Annotated in this window: 11 protein-coding genes; 10 read left to right on the top strand and 1 reads right to left on the bottom strand. The window is 41.0% G+C overall.

Annotation, left to right across the window (positions count from 1 at the left end; translation table 11 throughout):
* Nucleotide 1 precedes the first annotated feature (1 nt).
* From AB1A65_RS16710 to AB1A65_RS16720, 3 genes are all read left to right on the top strand, one after another.
* Entirely contained in the window at nucleotides 2-1,609 is a 1,608-nt protein-coding gene (locus AB1A65_RS16710; RefSeq protein WP_366591073.1) for an altronate dehydratase family protein, read from the top strand.
* Between the two features lie 631 nt (nucleotides 1,610-2,240).
* Nucleotides 2,241-3,014, top strand: a complete 774-nt coding sequence (gene agaR / locus AB1A65_RS16715) for a transcriptional repressor AgaR (protein WP_366591074.1) — start codon at nucleotides 2,241-2,243, stop codon at nucleotides 3,012-3,014.
* 407 nt (nucleotides 3,015-3,421) lie between these two features.
* On the top strand, nucleotides 3,422-4,540 hold the full coding sequence (locus AB1A65_RS16720; RefSeq protein WP_366591075.1) for an amidohydrolase family protein: 1,119 nt from the start codon (nucleotides 3,422-3,424) through the stop codon (nucleotides 4,538-4,540).
* 261 nt (nucleotides 4,541-4,801) lie between these two features.
* Here AB1A65_RS16720 and AB1A65_RS16725 read toward each other — a convergent pair whose 3' ends face one another.
* A complete protein-coding gene (locus tag AB1A65_RS16725) occupies nucleotides 4,802-6,211 on the bottom strand; it encodes a Gfo/Idh/MocA family oxidoreductase (protein WP_366591076.1) in 1,410 nt (469 codons plus the stop codon).
* A gap of 117 nt (nucleotides 6,212-6,328) precedes the next feature.
* Here AB1A65_RS16725 and AB1A65_RS16730 point away from each other — a divergent pair, with 117 nt between their 5' ends.
* The 7 genes from AB1A65_RS16730 to AB1A65_RS16760 all read left to right on the top strand — a co-directional run bounded on the left by AB1A65_RS16730 (nucleotide 6,329) and on the right by AB1A65_RS16760 (nucleotide 17,545).
* Nucleotides 6,329-7,333 carry a Gfo/Idh/MocA family oxidoreductase gene (locus AB1A65_RS16730; protein ID WP_366591077.1) on the top strand — a complete coding sequence of 335 codons (1,005 nt, stop codon included), beginning with the start codon at nucleotides 6,329-6,331 and terminating at the stop codon, nucleotides 7,331-7,333.
* A gap of 45 nt (nucleotides 7,334-7,378) precedes the next feature.
* Entirely contained in the window at nucleotides 7,379-8,791 is a 1,413-nt protein-coding gene (locus tag AB1A65_RS16735; RefSeq protein WP_366591078.1) for a hypothetical protein, read from the top strand.
* 12 nt (nucleotides 8,792-8,803) lie between these two features.
* Complete coding sequence (locus tag AB1A65_RS16740) at nucleotides 8,804-10,219, top strand: sialate O-acetylesterase (protein ID WP_366591079.1); 1,416 nt, start codon at nucleotides 8,804-8,806, stop codon at nucleotides 10,217-10,219.
* A 294-nt stretch (nucleotides 10,220-10,513) separates the two neighbouring features.
* Nucleotides 10,514-11,788, top strand: coding sequence for a VCBS repeat-containing protein (locus AB1A65_RS16745; protein ID WP_366591080.1), 1,275 nt, complete (start codon nucleotides 10,514-10,516; stop codon nucleotides 11,786-11,788).
* A gap of 14 nt (nucleotides 11,789-11,802) precedes the next feature.
* Complete coding sequence (locus AB1A65_RS16750; RefSeq protein WP_366591081.1) at nucleotides 11,803-13,494, top strand: GMC family oxidoreductase; 1,692 nt, start codon at nucleotides 11,803-11,805, stop codon at nucleotides 13,492-13,494.
* Between the two features lie 80 nt (nucleotides 13,495-13,574).
* The gene (locus AB1A65_RS16755) at nucleotides 13,575-16,106 is read left to right on the top strand and encodes a DUF4962 domain-containing protein (RefSeq protein ID WP_366591082.1); all 2,532 of its coding nucleotides are present in this window, start codon (nucleotides 13,575-13,577) and stop codon (nucleotides 16,104-16,106) included.
* A 215-nt stretch (nucleotides 16,107-16,321) separates the two neighbouring features.
* Nucleotides 16,322-17,545, top strand: coding sequence for a DUF4861 family protein (locus AB1A65_RS16760; RefSeq protein ID WP_366591083.1), 1,224 nt, complete (start codon nucleotides 16,322-16,324; stop codon nucleotides 17,543-17,545).
* Nucleotides 17,546-17,624 lie beyond the last annotated feature (79 nt).

The raw sequence follows: 17,624 nt of genomic DNA on the forward strand, positions 1-17,624 counted from the left end.
GATGCAAAACCTCATAAAAGTACACACGGCCGATAATGTGGCCGTGGCCCTTCAGAATTTGAAGGCCAACGATACTGTCTTTTTGGATGGAAAGGACATATCCATTATATCAGGTGTAAGGGCGAAACATAAAATTGCCTTGAAGGACTTTGCCCGTGGGGAATCCATTATCATGTACGGGATATTGGTGGGAAAGGCATGCCATCCCATCGATAAAGGGGATGTTCTCACTACTGAAAATGTAAAACATGAGAGTGCAAAGGTACATAAAAAGACCGAAACCACTTCATGGACTGCGCCAGACATTGCCCAATGGCAAAACAGAACGTTTATGGGCTACCATCGCGGGGATGGCCAAATAGGTACCCAAAATGTGTGGTTGTTCTTTCCTCTTGTTTTTTGTGAAAATAGAAATATAGAAATCCTTAAGGAGGTCTTTGAAAAGGAGTTGCTCAACGAAAGGATAAGCGACCACCGTTTATTGCTACGCTCCTTGGTGAGAGGGACCGAAGTGGACAAAAATGAGGACAGATCACCTGATAGGGTTTTTAAGAACATTGATATAAAATTCATTACCCATCAAGGGGGGTGTGGTGGCATACGACAAGATTCGGAATCCCTGGCCAAATTGTTGGCAGGATATGTGAACAACCCGAATGTGGCCGGATGCACTGTATTGAGTTTGGGCTGCCAAAATTTAGAGGTTAAAATATTTGAAGAAGCCTTGAACAAAATCAACCCGAATTTTAAGAAACCGGTTCTCATGTACGAACAGCAAGAGATGGGCACGATTGATGAAATGCTAAAGGTCATTATTAAAGAATCTTTCGAAGCTATAAAGCGAGCGAACAAAATTGAGCGAAGACCAGCACCATTGTCCGCTTTAAAGGTTGGATTGGAATGTGGGGGATCGGATGGATTTTCGGGCATATCCGCAAACCCGACCCTTGGACATGTGTCAGACATGCTTGCCGCTTTACAGGGCACCGTATTGCTTTCGGAATTTCCTGAGCTATGCGGTGTGGAGCAGGAACTGGTAAATCGCTGCATAAGCGATAAAGAAGCCAACAGGTTCTTACAACTGATGGAAGCTTTTGAAAGATCAGTAGTGGCTTCGGGTTCAGGTTTTGATATGAATCCATCTCCTGGCAACATCAAGGACGGGCTGATCACAGATGCCATGAAATCGGCTGGAGCCGCAAAAAAAGGAGGCACTTCACCTGTGGTGGATGTATTGGATTATGGTGAATACATCACCAAAAGTGGATTGAATCTATTGTGCACTCCTGGTAACGATGTTGAGAGCACTACGGCTATGGCGGGTTCTGGGGTCAATATCATTCTGTTCACAACTGGATTGGGCACCCCTACGGGAAATCCCATAGTTCCAGTCATAAAGATTTCCTCAAATTCTGAATTGGCACAAAAGATGCCTGATATCATCGATTTTGATACGGGAGCTGTCATCCGAGGAGAGAAATCGATCCAACAAATGGGAGAGGAACTTTTGGATTATGTTTTGGACGTGGCAAGTGGTGTGACGGGGACTAAGGCAATGTATTTGAACCAAAATGATTTTATTCCTTGGAGACGGGGGGGGTCACTTTAAAAATTACTGGTTCTTCCAAAGATTCTTTCACAGGGACCGATACTGGACCAAAGTTGTTGAGGTTGGTCAATTTAAATTTCGATATATAAATATCGAATTTAAAGTCCGTCCCATAAAGAAATGCATAGCAACCTTTCCCAATTCACGGGATTGACCAGCAAATCTGCCTAAAGGGCCATATTTGTAAGAGGCTACAGCAAATTTCAATAGCAGTTATTCGGCTAGCAACTGTTTCTTTGGTTATAAGACAGTGTGTATGCCACTTTGTATCCTAGGGAATGTCTGCATCTGGTTACAAATGTATTTCCAACTGCAAGTACTTGGTCCTTTTGATATCAAGGTAATCAGACGCTTAATCTACCATGGTTACTCTGATGGCATCACATATTGCCATAAAAGCCATCTTTACGGTGTGTGAATGGAGCTGTTCAAATCCAAAACCTGATAATTCGTTGCCTTGAAGCACTTATGGGTTTTTATGGTGCCATTAAATTGGTACCGTTTGTTTGAAAAGGTGTTTGTGAAATTCAATTTAGTATAAAAACTAAGGTTTCGAAACAATTTTTTTTTAATATATTGGCACTATGCTTTTGACAAAGGTCTTTAGCTAGGATCAAAAACAATGTAGATTATGACCAATAAAAAGTCAACTGTTGAACGTAGATCGTTGATTATCAAAGAGCTTAACCAAAAAGGTAAAGTTAATGTCAACAATTTGAGCGAAACATTTGGAGTAAGTGAAGTTACGATTAGAAATGACTTGGCCCAGCTTGAAAAAAAGAATATCCTGATAAGGGCAAGAGGAGGGGCTTTGCGGGTTGATCCTGTGGGGATAGACTATGACATTTCTGAAAAAGATAAAATTAATATCAAGGCCAAACAATCCATAGGTTTAAAGGCGGCTGAATATGTCAATGAGGGCGATACCATAATGGTGGATTCGGGTACGACCGCCATGGAATTTGTAAGAAACATAGATAAAAAAGCTGGGATTACCGTAATAACAAATGCACTGAATATCGCCAATCAGTTTTACAACAACAATGAGATTAATGTCATCATCCCGGGAGGTGTTTTGAGGAACAAGTCATTTTCATTGATAGGGACCGCTGCTGAGAAAAACCTCCGAAGTTACTTTTGTGATAAACTATTTCTTGGCGTTGATGGGTTGGATATTGAAAACGGGTTGTCCACTCCAAACATAGAGGAGGCACATTTGAACGCGACCATGATTGAAATGTCCAATCAAATAATTGTGTTGGCAGATTCAAGCAAAATCGGAAAAAGAAGCCTAGCATTTATATGCCCGTTGACAAAAATTCACATTCTTATCACTGATGAAGGCATTACCAATGAGCAAAAAAAGGCAATTGAAAGTTTAGGCCTCAAAGTTGTCATAGCTTGAGGCTTTCATAGTATTCATCGCCTAGGGCCTATATAAGGCTAAAAATGGAATGGGAACTTCAAATCCAATAGGAGAGCCCTAATTCCCACTTTACCATACAGACAGCCTACCTTTATATCTTCTGTACACGCTTGGTATGGGAAACGTGTACTTGATTGGATGAAACTTACCAGCAACCATCCACAAAAATCGAAACGTTGTGTGTAACATTTTTAGAACTTGCCATGGGATGCTAAGCAAATAAGTTTCGCTGCGCAGGCTAATTATCTTTCGAAAAACCAATAAAAAGAAATTAAAAGCAAGAAGAAAATGTTTATATACTTATATATTTTGTTTAATTCAAATAATAATAATAATTTAGAAAATTAGTATAAGTTAAATGTTTCGAATAATTTAAATTCAATTAAATGGGAGGCTATGTTAAATTATTGGTGGCCATCGTTGTTCTGTCCAATGTTCACTGTGTCGAGAGAGGGGAGAAGGTGAACAAAGCTGATCCAAATGAAAGTAGGGTTGATAGTTATACCATGAAAGATTTTGACAAAGTCGAAAAAATCGATGTTCACGTCCATGTGAATGGAGGTGAGACGGTGATGGAGATGGCAAAACAGCATAATTTTAAGTTATTGAACATTTCTTTCGATTATCCTGAGAACCCTCCGCTTGAGGAACAACAAATCCTTAGAAGAGAGCAACTTAAGGAACGACCTGATGTTATGGCCTTTAGCACCTATATTTCCTTGGAAGGGTGGGATGATGTGGATTGGTCGGACAAGGCAATCAAACAATTGGGAAGGGATTTTGACTTAGGGGCAAATTCAGTAAAAACTTGGAAGAACATTGGAATGGAATTTAAGGATAGGAACGGTGAGTTGATTTTTCTCGATGATGCAAAGCTCGACCCTGTTTTTCAATTCATGGAAAAGCAAGGGAAGGTTTTGCTTACACATGCTGGGGAACCTCGTAATTGTTGGCTTCCTTTGGACTCCATGACGGTAAAAAACGATCGAGACTACTTTAGTGCGCATCCACAGTACCATATGTATTTGCATCCTGAAAAACCATCTTATGAAGAGCAGATTGCACATAGGGACAGTGCTCTTGCCAAACATCCCGATTTGTCCTTTGTGGCACTTCATTTAGCCAGCCTTGAATGGAGTACGGATGAAGTGGCAGATTTTTTGGATCGTTTTCCAAACGGAAGCGTTGATTTGGCGGAACGCATTAGCCATTTGCAATATCAGTCACAAATAAATCGAAATAAAGTCATAGACTTTATTGTGAAATATCAGGATAGAATATTATATGCGACCGATTTTCAGGAAAATGAGCATACAGATGAAGGTCAAATTAAGGAATATATGATGGGGGTTTGGGCAAACGATTGGCGCTATTTTAATACGGAGGAAATATTTACCGTACCCCAATTAGATAGGCCAGTCAAGGGATTGGGGCTTCCCAAAGAAGTCGTTGATAAGATTTATAGATCCAATGCCGAGAGACTATTTCCAGATTCTTGGAAATAAATGAGAAAGGCCAGAGAGTTTTTTGGTTATTAAAAAAGAGTCACAGGCATTGATTGAAATTTCAGACCATTTTTGACCAATGAATTGCGATGTGTTGGGTTTTGGAATACGCGTATCCCGATTTTATTCTATCTAACTTATAATCTCTGCGACTGTATTTAGTTTTTAGGGAATCGTATGGGTTCTGTCTGCAAAGAGAATGTGCTAATGCAATAAAACCATATTTTGTGTTTTTTTTGTAATCAATGAAATGGTTGTACACTAGGTAATTATCTTTAACCGCTCTGTCTTTTTCCAATCTCCTCTTGTGAAGTCTGGAAAATCTTGGGGTGTGCCCCCTTCGGAAACAGAGGCCTCGGACAATGGAGCAACGGCGCTCCAAAAGCCTCCTTCATAAAGGTTTTGGTCCAAAGGCTCTCCGTTTCTCAAACATTCTATAATCCTGAACCTCATAATAAAATCCATGCCTCCATGCCCCCCTCTTTTGGCTGCAAGGCTACCTAGTCGTTTATATAGTGGGTGTTCATACTTTTCATATATTGCTAGTAAATTGTCACCTTGGACCCATTGGTGATGATCGTTTGTAATTCCTTCTACTCCGTGTTCCAGGGAAACACGAGTTGGAAAACCTGCCAAAATTCCTTTTGTCCCTTGAATCATGTTCAATCTGCTGTATGGTCTGGGGCTTGTTTCGTCCCATTGGACCAAAATAGTCTTTCCTAAAACAGTTTTTATGATCGATGTGTTGATATCCCCTCCCTTATATTCCAATTTATTCCACTTGTGATTTTCATCGAAATTTACTTCAGCATATTTTTTTCGCCCAATGGCCGGGGATGAAAAAGAAACCAAACGGGAAAAGTTGTCTTCAGTTCTCACTAGGTTCATGTATTGCGAAACTGGACCCAATCCATGTGTGGGGTAAAGGTTTCCATTGCGATGGGCATATTTGTACGTTCGCCAAGAACCTGTTCCCCTATTTTCATGCTCCATTTGCCATCTAAGTTCATGGATATAAGCGGCTTCTCCATGGAGGATGTCTCCGATGACCCCTTGATTACACATGTTCAAAAACAATAGCTCCTCTCGTCCGTAGTTGCAATTCTCCATCATCATGCAGTGCTTCTGTGTTTTTTCAGAGGTATCGATGATTTTCCAAATATCTTCCACTGTCGTCGCCAAAGGAACCTCCAAAAATGCATGCGCCCCGGCCTCCATGGCGGCTATGGCCATAGGTGCATGCCAGCGCCAAGGAGTTGAAATGAACACCGCGTCAGGCTTTACCTCTTCCAGCATTTTTCTCCATAATTCATGGTCACCATGAAAAAGTGCAATATTTTGGTGCCGACCACTATTGTTTTCCCTACATTCCTTTTCCGCGACTTTGACCAAATCTTCATAAAGATCACTGATGGCCACCACTTCCACCCCCTCAATTTCGGCAAGTTGTCTTACATGGGTGATTCCTCTGGCACCAACACCAATAAAAGCACACCTGACCATATTCAAGGGAGGGGCGGAAAATCCGCCCATATATTTAGCTCCTGGCGTTCGGGATGGCATGTATGGCTTTTCCGTAGTATGGTTTGATATGCATCCTGTGGCCATACCGGCTCCAAGCACGCCAAGGGACTTAATGAAGTTTCGTCTAGCATCATTTGACTTAGCCATAATTTTTAGATTTTAACTTCAAAGATAAATAGATTTCTTATATTGCAAAATAAAACAAAACTTAAAAGAAAGCTTTTAATATAATAATATCTTTTGTAACCTTTTTTAATTATCATATTGAAGAAAAAATATAATAGAAGAAGTTTTGCCAAGTCCGCATCATTGTTTGGCATTGGGATGGCTTTGCCGAATGTATCGGGGGTCATTGGCGGTAAGGGGCCGATCAAAAAATTAGTAGGAATTGTGGGCATGGATACTTCCCATAGTCCAGCTTTGGTAAGAGCCTTCAATAGTTCGGAAAATTATCGGGTCACAACGGCTTTTACGACCGTAAGCAAGGATTTTCCGCCCAGTGCCAATAGAGTGGAAAGGTTTACCAAGGAAATTGTGGATATGGGAGTTGAAGTGGTTAGGACTCTGAATGAATTATTGGATAAGGTGGATTATGTCTTGCTTTGTACGGTGGATCCAAGACTTCATTTAAAACAAGCAAAGGAAATATTCCGATCGGGGAAAAGAGTTTTCATTGATAAGCCTATGGCGACTAGTCTTAAGGAAGTTATCAAGATATCCAAAATATCAGAAAAGTATGGCGGTACCTTCTTTACATCTTCTTCTTTGCGTTTTATGGGCAGTGCTTTGGAGATAAGAAATGGTCAGAACGGAAAAGTGCTCGGCGCAGATATTTTTGCCCCGATATCCTACCAATCTATTCTTCCAGAGCTTTACTGGTATGGTATACATGGGCTTGAACTATTGTATACCGTAATGAAGCCAGGTTGTATAAAGGTACGAAGAATGAGCGGTAAAAATTTTGATTTTATTATAGGGGTTTGGGCGGATGATCGGATTGGCAGTTATAGAGGATTTAAAAACACTAGAATAAGCTTTGGCGGGAGGGTCTTTACGGATGAAGGTTTGGTCAATATGGATGACTTTGAAGGCTTGGAGCCTTTGCATCATGCAATTCTCAGGTATTTTGATACGGGCGAAGTTCCGGTAGGGTCTCATGAAACCATTGAACTATTCGCTTTTATGGAGGCTGCACATGTGAGCGTTGGAAGAAATGGTGATTGGGTTTTCATTGATGAAATAATGGACAAGGCAACTAAATCCCAGTAATGATGTATTGGGATGTATCTATTTGATAGGAAGAAAAATAATCTTATGAATTCAAATGGGAAGAATGACCGGAGAGAGTTTATGCAAAAAATAGCAATATTGGGAGGGGCAGTAACCCTTGGAGTGCCAAATATTATGTGTGCCAAATATAATCGTTTACCGAAAAAACGCCTGTCCATCGATAGGGTTGATGTTGAATTTGAGAGAGAGCCTTTGATTGATTCCTATGGATTCAAAGGTGGTTATATTACCAGATTGTGGCAAGTTGCTGCCCAGATGCATGGTCCACAAGGAAATCAGGCTATTGGTCTGGGAGTGCAGAGTCCGTTATGGTCCGATTCCGGAGTTACATCCATATGGTCGGAAAGCGGAAGTAATTCACTGATGTATAACTTGACGGGAAGGGCCGTGCAGATTATAAAGGAGAGTTCATTTGATTCGCCCATCCAAATGTTGGACGATATATTTGACGAAGTGCATGGATATGGTAAGAGAATCACCAACAATGGTGATTTAAGGAAAACCTTTACTTTGAATTCCTTGGTTTCAGTGGACAATGCAGCTTGGTTGCTTTTTGCAAAACAGAATGAAATTGAATCCTTCGATGACCTTGTGCCCGATGCATACAGAATAGGGCTTTCCTTTAGGCACGATAAAATTGCAAGTATACCATCAATCTCCTTTTCAACTTCCGAATCGGAGATTGAACGGCTTGCCGGGCAATGCTACAATATTCTAAAAATAAAAATTGGTTCCCCGGGTACACAGGTGGAAATGCTGGAAAGGGACATACGGCGATTGGTCGTCATACATGAGAAGGTGAACAATATGACCCCCCAAGATATTAAAGCCGACAAAGACAAAACTTTCTATTATTTGGATGCGAATGGTCGGTATGAAACAAAGGATATCTTCAAGCAGTTTTTGGACAAATGCAGGAAAATTGGGGTTTTTGATCAAATATTGATGGTTGAAGAACCATTTCCAGAACACTTGGAGGTGGATGTCTCTGATTTAGGTGTTATTGTGGCGGCAGATGAAAGTGCACATACTGATAAAGATGCCCTGTTGAGGATAGAAATGGGGTATTCGGCAATGGCATTGAAGCCTGTTGCAAAGACCTTGAGCATGACCATGAAAATTGCACGTTTGGCCCAAGAAAAAAAGGTGCCTTGTTTTTGTGCCGATCTGACGGTCAACCCAGTAATGGTGGACTGGAACAAATCAATTGCGGCAAGATTGAGACCTTTTCCTAAACTGGGAGTTGGCTTGCTGGAGACCAATGGGCACCAAAACTATAGGAATTGGGACAAAATGGTGGGATACCACCCAAGGGGCAAATCATCATGGAACAGACCTGAAAAAGGTATGTTCCATCTCCATAATGAATTTTATGACGAAAGTGCTGGAATGTTTCTTCCATTGGAACACTACGCTAATCTTTTTACTAACAAATAATCAAAACTCTCTATGTTGCAAGTCAAGATTCTTTTTTTTGCTGTGGTATTGGCTCTTTCACCATCCATTTTTGCCCAAACTCAATTGCCGTCTTTTTTTAATGATGGCATGGTTTTGCAAAGAAATGAAAGAGTGTCCATATGGGGGCATGATAAGCCCGGGACAAGTATTCAAATAACAGGAAGTTGGGGCAGTAAAGCCGAAGCCCGTTCAGATGAAAATGGAAAATGGAGTTTAAGGTTGAGTACACCTGATGCCGGAGGGCCATATAAAGTCATTATAAGCGGGAGCGATGAAATAGTCTTTAAAGATGTATTGATAGGTGAGGTATGGCTGTGTTCAGGACAATCCAATATGGCAATGCCATTGAAAGGATTCCATGATGGAGCATCGCCAATAAATGGCGCCGCGGAAACCATAAAAAACTCTAGAAACAAAAAGATTCGTCTTTTTAAAGCTGATTTACAGGCCGGTTTAATGCCACTGGATGATGTCTCGGGAAATTGGACCATTGCCAAACCTTCGACTGTTGAAGACTTCAGTGCCCTGGCGTACCACTTTGGGACTGGGTTGAACAAAATATTGGACGTCCCTATTGGTCTGATTCAGACTGCTTGGGGCGGATCGAGTGTTGAGGCTTGGATGGATGGGCAGACTCTATCTTTGTATGGGATAAAACTCCCCACCGAAATGCCTGAAAAACACAAGAATGTGGTGCCATCAATATTGTACAATGGTATGCTCCACCCGTATGTCCCCTATTCCATTAGTGGAGTGATTTGGTATCAGGGGGAGTCGAATGTATCCGAGCCTGAGGAGTATGGAAAACTTTTTCCTGCATTGATTAAGTCTTGGCGAAACAAATGGGGCAATGAACATTTGCCGTTTTATTTCGTACAACTCGCCCCTTTTGGTTATAAAAAAGATTCTTCAGTCAATTCAGCTTTTTTAAGAGAGGCCCAAATGCAAACGATGCTGAATTTGAACGATACAGGGATGGTAGTGACTTTGGACATTGGAGAATGCAACAATATACACCCTGCAGAAAAAAAACTCATTGGTGAAAGATTGGTTTCTTTGGCCTTGGCAAATACATATGGAGTGGACAATGTCCTATATAGCGGACCGATTTATGATACAATAGTGGATCGTTCAGGCGGGAAAGTGCAATTGGGGTTTAAGTTCGGGCAAGGGCTTGGCCATGCAGGTAGTGAATTGAGAGGGTTTAAAATAGCTGGAAAGGATAGGGTTTTTTATAAAGCACAGGCGCGCATCAATTCGGACCGAACCATAGAAGTTTGGTCGGAACGAGTTAATGAGCCCTTGGCGGTGCGATATGCTTTTGATAACTGTACGGAAGGCAATTTGATCAATGGGTCAGGTTTGCCCGCTTCTTCATTTAGGACGGACAATTGGAAAGATGAATAAATTCCATTCCAGAATCCTGCTGTTTATCTTGTCTGAATAGGAGGTCTTCGATTCAAGGTGGCCGATTGTAGCTTGAAGAAATCATCTCAGAGATTATTAAGATTACCAGTGGATTTAGAAGCAAGAGAATCTGGCAATGGTGCCCCTGGGTCAACAACTTACGATATGCTAATAATAGAGCATAATCACCTATAATATAATTATAAAACGAAATATATTTGGTTAATATAAAGTTTCGTTATATTTTTAAAATTACTTTATTCTTACGTTTAGTTGTTTAATTTAAATATCCAGATGAGTTTTATGTTTTTTAAATACCGTTTGTTTTTTTTGGGGTTCTTGGTTCTTGGCTGTGGAGGAAATGGAAAAAAAATCCCAGAAAAGAAAGGGATAAGTGATGGTATGTTCGACCACGCTTTCATAACTACGGATTTACCTGGTGAAATGAATTGGGGTTATGGCTGTCCGGCTTTGGCGGATTTTGATAATGATGGCGACTTAGATTATGCCTTTACTGGTCGTGATGTCTATTATTGGTTTGAGAACCGAGGAAGTTTAGGTTGGTATCAACATGTTTTAAGCAGTACGGTCGGTCCAATAAGGCAATTGGGCTCGGCAACCTTTGATGTAGATGGGGATGGATGGGAAGATGTTATCGCAGGGGGTTTTTGGTATAGGAATACCCATAACATTTCGGAATTGGAATTTGAAAGATATGTGTTTGATGAAAGTATCGATTCCAACATTCACGATGTTGTGGTGGCTGACATGAATCAAGATGGTAAAGAGGATTTGGTATTGATGGGGGAGGCCGAAGGAGTTTATTGGTATAATGTCCCAGAGAGTCCGAGTACTGCTTCCAAGTGGTCAAGAACATTGGTGACGCTTGATGTGCTAGTTGACAACGACCATATCCATTCCGGTTTCTTTCCAAGGGGCATAGGTGATTTGGATGGTGACGGGGACAACGACTTGGTACTTCCCGATAGGTGGATGGAAAATGGAGGAGATGGTAAAAGATGGAAGAGGCATCCATTGCCATTTGGTAAGAGGGGTCCTTTTGGATTGTCTTCCCGAAGTTGGATCATAGATTTGGATCGGGATGGTGACCAAGACATTGTAATGACGGATTCAGATCAGAAAGCTTCAAGGGCTGCATGGTTGGAAAACGATGGATCCGTACCACCAAATTTTACCACTAATTTCCTGCCCATGTCAGCAAGTGGAATTAGGGGCTCTTTTCATTCACTGTATGTAGGGGATTTCGACAATGATGGTGATTCGGACATTTTCACGTGTGATCAGGAGGATGAAACGCTTCTGCCCGAAGGAGCCTCTCCGCGTTGGTACATCTGGGAAAATATAGGTGAGGGACAGCGGGTAGAGTTTGTGGAAAGAGTGATATTGGACAACAAAATTGGGGGACATGATGCGCTTGTTGGTGACATCGATGGGGATACGGATTTGGATATCTGTTCCAAAGTTTGGCACTTATGGAAAGGAAGTGGAAACCATGGGATTGAGCATGGTGATATATTGATAAACAGGATTGTTGAGGAAGTTGAATAATATAACGGTATTTTATGAGTAATGACCATACCTATGATGCCATTGTGGTCGGATCGGGAATGACGGGTGGCTGGGCGGCCAAAGAGTTGACCGAAAATGGCCTTCGGACACTTGTCCTTGAGAGGGGACGGGAGGTAAAACATATTGAGGGATATCCCAACACTGCAAAGGCTCCATGGGATTTTAAACATCTGAAATATGATACTCTTGAAGATAGAGAGCAATATCACATACAAAGCAAGAAGTATAATTTCAGTCCCGCGAGCAAACCTTTTTTTGTAAACGATAAAAAGCATCCATACTCTTTCCCTGAGGATAAACCTTATCGATGGTTCAGGGGATATCAAACAGGAGGGCGTTCCTTAATTTGGGGAAGAGGGGCATATCGAATGAGCGACCTTGATTTTGAAGCAAACTTAAAGGATGGGATTGGTGTGGATTGGCCCCTTAGATATAGAGATTTGGCCCCTTGGTATGATTATGTTGAGAAATTTATTGGAGTCTGTGGGTCTATTGAAAATATCCCCCACTTTCCAGATGGCCAATTTTTGCCACCTTTTGAATTGAATTTTGCGGAAAGAGTAATTAAGGAACGGATTGAGGCCCATTACGGTGACCGCAAATTGATACCGAATAGAGCGGCCCATCTTACCAAAGTGGAACCTGGACAGTTCAAAGGTAGGTCGCAATGCCAAACTAGAAATGTCTGTAATACGGGCTGCCCTTTCGGGGCTTATTTTAGCAGTAACAGTTCCACTTTGCCTGCAGCATATGATACAGGTAAGCTCACTTTGAGGTCGGATGCCATCGTTGAATCCATAATATACGATGAGAAAAGGGACAAAGCTTCAGGGGTTAGGGTGATTGATAAGAATACCCACGAAAGTACTGAATATTATGCAAAGGTGATATTTTTATGTGCATCCACATTGGCCTCAACTGGGATTTTACTGAATTCAAAGACTTCCAGGTTTTCAGATGGTCTGGCCAATTCTAGTGGGGTGTTGGGACATTATTTGATGGACCATCATAAAAATATTTCTTCTTTTGGAATATTGGAGGGTTTTGAAGATAAAATCGATATGGGATATAGGCCTGCTTCCATTGCCATTCCTAGATTTAGGAATGTCAAAGGCCAAGAAATGGATTATTTGAGAGGATTTGGAATATGGGGAGCGGCAAAAAGGGAAGGTATAGACCCATCTGCGATAGGGATTGGTAGTGGGTTCAAGGAATCTCTTACCAAACCTGGGCCATGGAAAATGAGGCTGTCTGCCTATGGGGAATGCCTGCCATATTACGAAAATAAAGTGGAATTGGATGGTGAGCGAAAAGATCAATGGGGTCTTCCTCTTCTGAGGATGACCGCGAGCTTTGGTGAGAATGAAATGAAAATGAGGAATGACATGAAGGAGCAGGTAAGGGAAATCCTTGAGGTTGCAGGCCTAATAGATATAACTGTCAAAGAGGGACCTACCATTCAGGGGGATTCTGTACATGAGATGGGTACCGCAAGAATGGGGCATGATCCAAAAACATCTGTCCTAAATGCGTATAATCAATGTCATGATATACAAAACCTTTTTATTACCGATGGGTCTTGCATGCCATCCTCAGGACACATGAGTGCCTCCCTTACATATATGGCGCTAACCGCAAGAGCGGTCAATTTTGCGGTTGAACAAATGAAAAAAGGAATCATTTAAATGGATAAATGGGAATTTGAAATCAGTCCAACACCAATCCATGGTTATCTAATCCCACTATTGGCAATAGAAATTACTTTATGAGAAAAACGATCATTCTGATTAATTTACTTTTGATAAGCTTAACGGCTTGCGAATCAACAAATAATGTTTTTTATGACTCCTTGTTGGTGGTCGAAGGTAATACGGATGGAAGGTCCTTGCCCTACTACCCAATAGATCAACAGCTCATTCAAGTTAATCCACCTGGATTTACATGGCCAAAAAACCAAAAGGCATATAAATATAATTTTTTATTGCTCAAAGAGGAGGGTGGGAAGAAAGTATTTTATAAGGATGTAGGGCTGAAAAATACGGTTGTGGCAATGAAGGAAACGTTGGAACCTGGAAGGTATAGCTGGTTGGTTACCTTCAGTGATTCGGTTGGGAATGTTTTCGGACGTACAAAGCTAAGGACATTTATGGTGGATAAGGGAATTCCATCTTTGGTAATGCCCAATATATCTGAACTCAAGGAACAGGTCAAGGGCGTAAAACCGAGAATTTTTTTAAGTTCTACCCTTGTCAATAGCCTTCAAAAAAGAATTAACGCAAATCCAAGTGACGTCCCTTTTTGGGAATTGTGCCGCTCCATTGCTGATTCGGCACTGACAGAATCTCTGTACCCTGAGCCGGCACCTTATAAGGACAGCGTTTTTGATGTTACTGAATGGCGAAGAATCTATAAGCCGGTCAAAACGGGAACTGCAAACATGGTAAGGATGGCTTTGGCTTGGAAGCTGACCAAGGAGGAAAGATATTTAAAAGGAGCAAAAAAATGGCTTTTGCACTTTGCCAGTTGGAATCCGAATGGAATAACATCCTTCAGGGTTCCACAAAGCACAGGTTTTGAAGGAAATACTGAGGCGAGTATGCCATTATTGGAACGCATGGGTATGGTTTATGATTGGATTAAGGATGAATTGGACTCAAATGAGCGGAAAATTGTTTTGTCAAGTATTCAGGAGCGCGGAAACCAAATGTTGAAGAGGTATCATGACCTTAATTTTATTTCAGAGCCATGGGATAATCACACGGTAAGGTCCTTGGCGTTTACCGGTTTGGCAGGATTGGCAACACTTGGGGATTTACCTGACGCAGAGAAATGGCTGGATTACGTCATTCAATGCTATATAACATCTTTTCCGACGTGGGGCGGGGATGATGGGGGGTGGTCACAGGGACTTTCATACAATAGTACGTACAATCTGTACCAGACCAATTTTGTCGAGGCATTGAGCTTGTGCAGTGATGTTAATTTATATAACAAACCGTTTTTTAGAAACAATGGTTATTTTGGACTCTATTGCAATCCTCCCTATGCAACCCGGGGTGCCTTTGGAGATGGAGGTGAAGATTCCCATTCACCAAAGGATAAATTGCTTTTACAGCGATATGCCAATATATATGGAGATCCTTATCTTTTATGGCAAGCTGAAAACATTGTCACAAATAAGAAGGATGGTATGCCACTTTTAACAAAAGAATATTTGTGGCAGGGTTTTTTCATGGAGGATGTTATAAGTGTTCTTAATGCAAAGCCTACAAAAGTTGAACCGATCAATCCTAATTCATTGGATCAATCCAAGATTTTTACTGATATTGGTTGGGTTGCAATGCATTCAGATTTAGGGAATGCTGAAAACGATGTCTGGATGCTTTTCAAATCTAGCCCCTTCGGATCGTTTAGCCATAGCCATGCGGACCAGAACAGTTTTCAAATAAACGCATTTGGCGAGTCTCTACTTATCGATTCAGGGTATTATCCATATTATGGCGGCCCCCATCATTTCTTGTGGACCCGACAGACCAAAGCGCATAATGCAATTTTGGTAAATGGCAGAGGGCAACACGTTCAATCAATGGCTGCAAAGGGTGAAATTGAAGATTATAAAACTACGGATGGACTTACGATAGTGACTGCAGAATGCCCCCAAGGCTACAATTTGCCCACCAGTGAAAAAGAGATTGAACACTGGAAGGCAAACCTGGATGACCCTCTGCCGAGGATTGATACTGAAACCAAGGAGATGCGAAGAACTGTGGTATTTAGCCATGATAAAGAAAAACCGTGGATTGTTGTACAGGACTATATTAAAACAGAAGACCCTGCAATTTTTAGTTATTTACTACATGCTTTGGAAAGAATCAAAGTGGATGGTTCAGAACAACGGTTACAGGTCAAAAAGGGAAATGCCGTATTGGATATTTATATAATGTCATCAGGAGAATTGCAGTTTGATCAAACCGATAAATTTGACGTGGCACCTGATTTAAATGCTGCCGGAAAACCCAACCAATGGCATTTCTCTGCTTCGAATGTGGAAAAAGCCAAAGAATTGCATTTTCTGAGTCTTATTGTTCCCCATCGTGTAAATGAAAAACCTCTTGACGTAAAAAGAATTAGATACGATGATAATATAAACGGGTTTCAGATAGGGGAACAAAGCATACTTGGATGGTTGGGAAAAGGGGAGAAGGGAGGATTTTCAATAGGCAGTGAAGCGCCGGTTGCCAAAATGATTGTTGACCATAAATATGGGAATGAAATCAAAAGGACGGTTATTGAATAAAAGGAGTGGACAATCATGATTGGGATTTGGCGAAGATATTCATGGTGGAAAAGTATTTTTTGTTTCAGAGATCATTTATTGCCCGCTTTTCCAAAGTTTCGGAACAAAAAATGGATGGATTATGTTGGATTGGGGATATTATGTTCTGATAATCGGGTTCATTATATAATATGGAAGAATTGCAAAATTTATATATCAATTAAGAAGATTTGACGATGGGCCAAAACAATTCATATAGAGGTAACTTGAACACTTTGCACAATCTATATAAGAGAAGGGTATTGCCCTTGTCCATTTTATGCATCGTGATGGCCTGTTCAAATAAGTTGGGGAACAACAAAACAATCGTAATTAAAAACCAGCTAAAGAATGACAGGTCATTCGAGACGGTAGCACTTAACAAAGAACTTTTGAGTATTACCCAACCATTGGAGTACTTCTATATACTTGATGCGGAGACCAATGAGATTCAAGTATCCCAACTTATCGATGAAGATGGGGATGGGGTCTATGAAAGCCTTCTATTCCAGCCTAAAATATCCGGATTTTCTGAAAAAGAGTATGAGGTCGTTTTTGATTCTAATGGCAATAGCAATAAATGGGACATGAGATGTTATTCGAGATTTGTTCCTGAAAGAACAGATGACTATGCTTGGGAGAACAATAAGGTTGCCTTTAGGACATTTGGACCCTCGGCCCAGAAAATGGTCGAGCAGGGGATTCCCGGAGGCACTTTGACAAGCGGTATAGATGCTTGGTTAAAAAAAGTCGAATATCCCATAATTGACAAATGGTATGAAGAAACCCTTTCGGGGAAAGGGAGTTATCATAAAGATACGGGAGAGGGCTTGGATAATTTCCATGTTGGCGCAAGTAGGGGTGTAGGTGGTGTTGCGATAAAAGAGAACGGTTCCTACCATTTCTCCAAAAACTTTGTATCGTGGAAAACTATTTCAAACGGCCCAATACGTACAAGTTTTGAGCTGACCTATGACGATTGGTATGCCGAAGACAAGGTCATACGCGAGACACAGAGGATTTCTTTGGACTATGGGAGTAACCTTGCCAAATACGAAATATTGATTCATGGAACCGATCGGATTTCCGCTGGACTTACTTTACATGAGAATGATGGGTTTGTGACCGCCAATGCAGTAAAAGGTTATTTGAGTTATTGGCAGCCTCATGAAGATTCGGAATTGGGGATGGCGATTGTCATCCCAAAAGTCTATTATGAAGGGTATGAAATATACGAGACCAAAGAAACGGACTTGAGCAATGTATATGGACATTTAAAGGTAATTGATAATCGAGTAGTCTATTATGCAGGATTCGGATGGAAAGAAAGCGGTCAGTTTAAGATAAGGAACGATTGGGAGAATTACTTGTCGGCATTTGTCGAAAAAATTAGTACTCCCCTCGTCGTTGAGGTAAAATAGAGTATTTGCCAATTGGATATAATGGGATACTAAAGTTCAAATAATGAAGATTTACAATAAGAAAATGAGTTTAGCATCA

It is taken from the genome of Allomuricauda sp. ANG21 (genome assembly GCF_040705235.1).
Lineage (GTDB): Bacteria > Bacteroidota > Bacteroidia > Flavobacteriales > Flavobacteriaceae > Flagellimonas > Flagellimonas marina.

Bases quoted from the DNA above. Each gene is read 5' to 3' on its own strand.
- AB1A65_RS16710 (WP_366591073.1), top strand. From the start codon at position 2: ATGCAAAACCTCATAAAAGTACACACGGCCGATAATGTGGCCGTGGCC.
- agaR (WP_366591074.1), top strand. From the start codon at position 2,241: ATGACCAATAAAAAGTCAACTGTTGAACGTAGATCGTTGATTATCAAA.
- AB1A65_RS16720 (WP_366591075.1), top strand. From the start codon at position 3,422: ATGGGAGGCTATGTTAAATTATTGGTGGCCATCGTTGTTCTGTCCAAT.
- AB1A65_RS16725 (WP_366591076.1), bottom strand. From the start codon at position 6,211: ATGGCTAAGTCAAATGATGCTAGACGAAACTTCATTAAGTCCCTTGGC.
- AB1A65_RS16735 (WP_366591078.1), top strand. From the start codon at position 7,379: ATGAATTCAAATGGGAAGAATGACCGGAGAGAGTTTATGCAAAAAATA.
- AB1A65_RS16740 (WP_366591079.1), top strand. From the start codon at position 8,804: ATGTTGCAAGTCAAGATTCTTTTTTTTGCTGTGGTATTGGCTCTTTCA.
- AB1A65_RS16745 (WP_366591080.1), top strand. From the start codon at position 10,514: ATGAGTTTTATGTTTTTTAAATACCGTTTGTTTTTTTTGGGGTTCTTG.
- AB1A65_RS16750 (WP_366591081.1), top strand. From the start codon at position 11,803: ATGAGTAATGACCATACCTATGATGCCATTGTGGTCGGATCGGGAATG.
- AB1A65_RS16755 (WP_366591082.1), top strand. From the start codon at position 13,575: ATGAGAAAAACGATCATTCTGATTAATTTACTTTTGATAAGCTTAACG.
- AB1A65_RS16760 (WP_366591083.1), top strand. From the start codon at position 16,322: ATGGGCCAAAACAATTCATATAGAGGTAACTTGAACACTTTGCACAAT.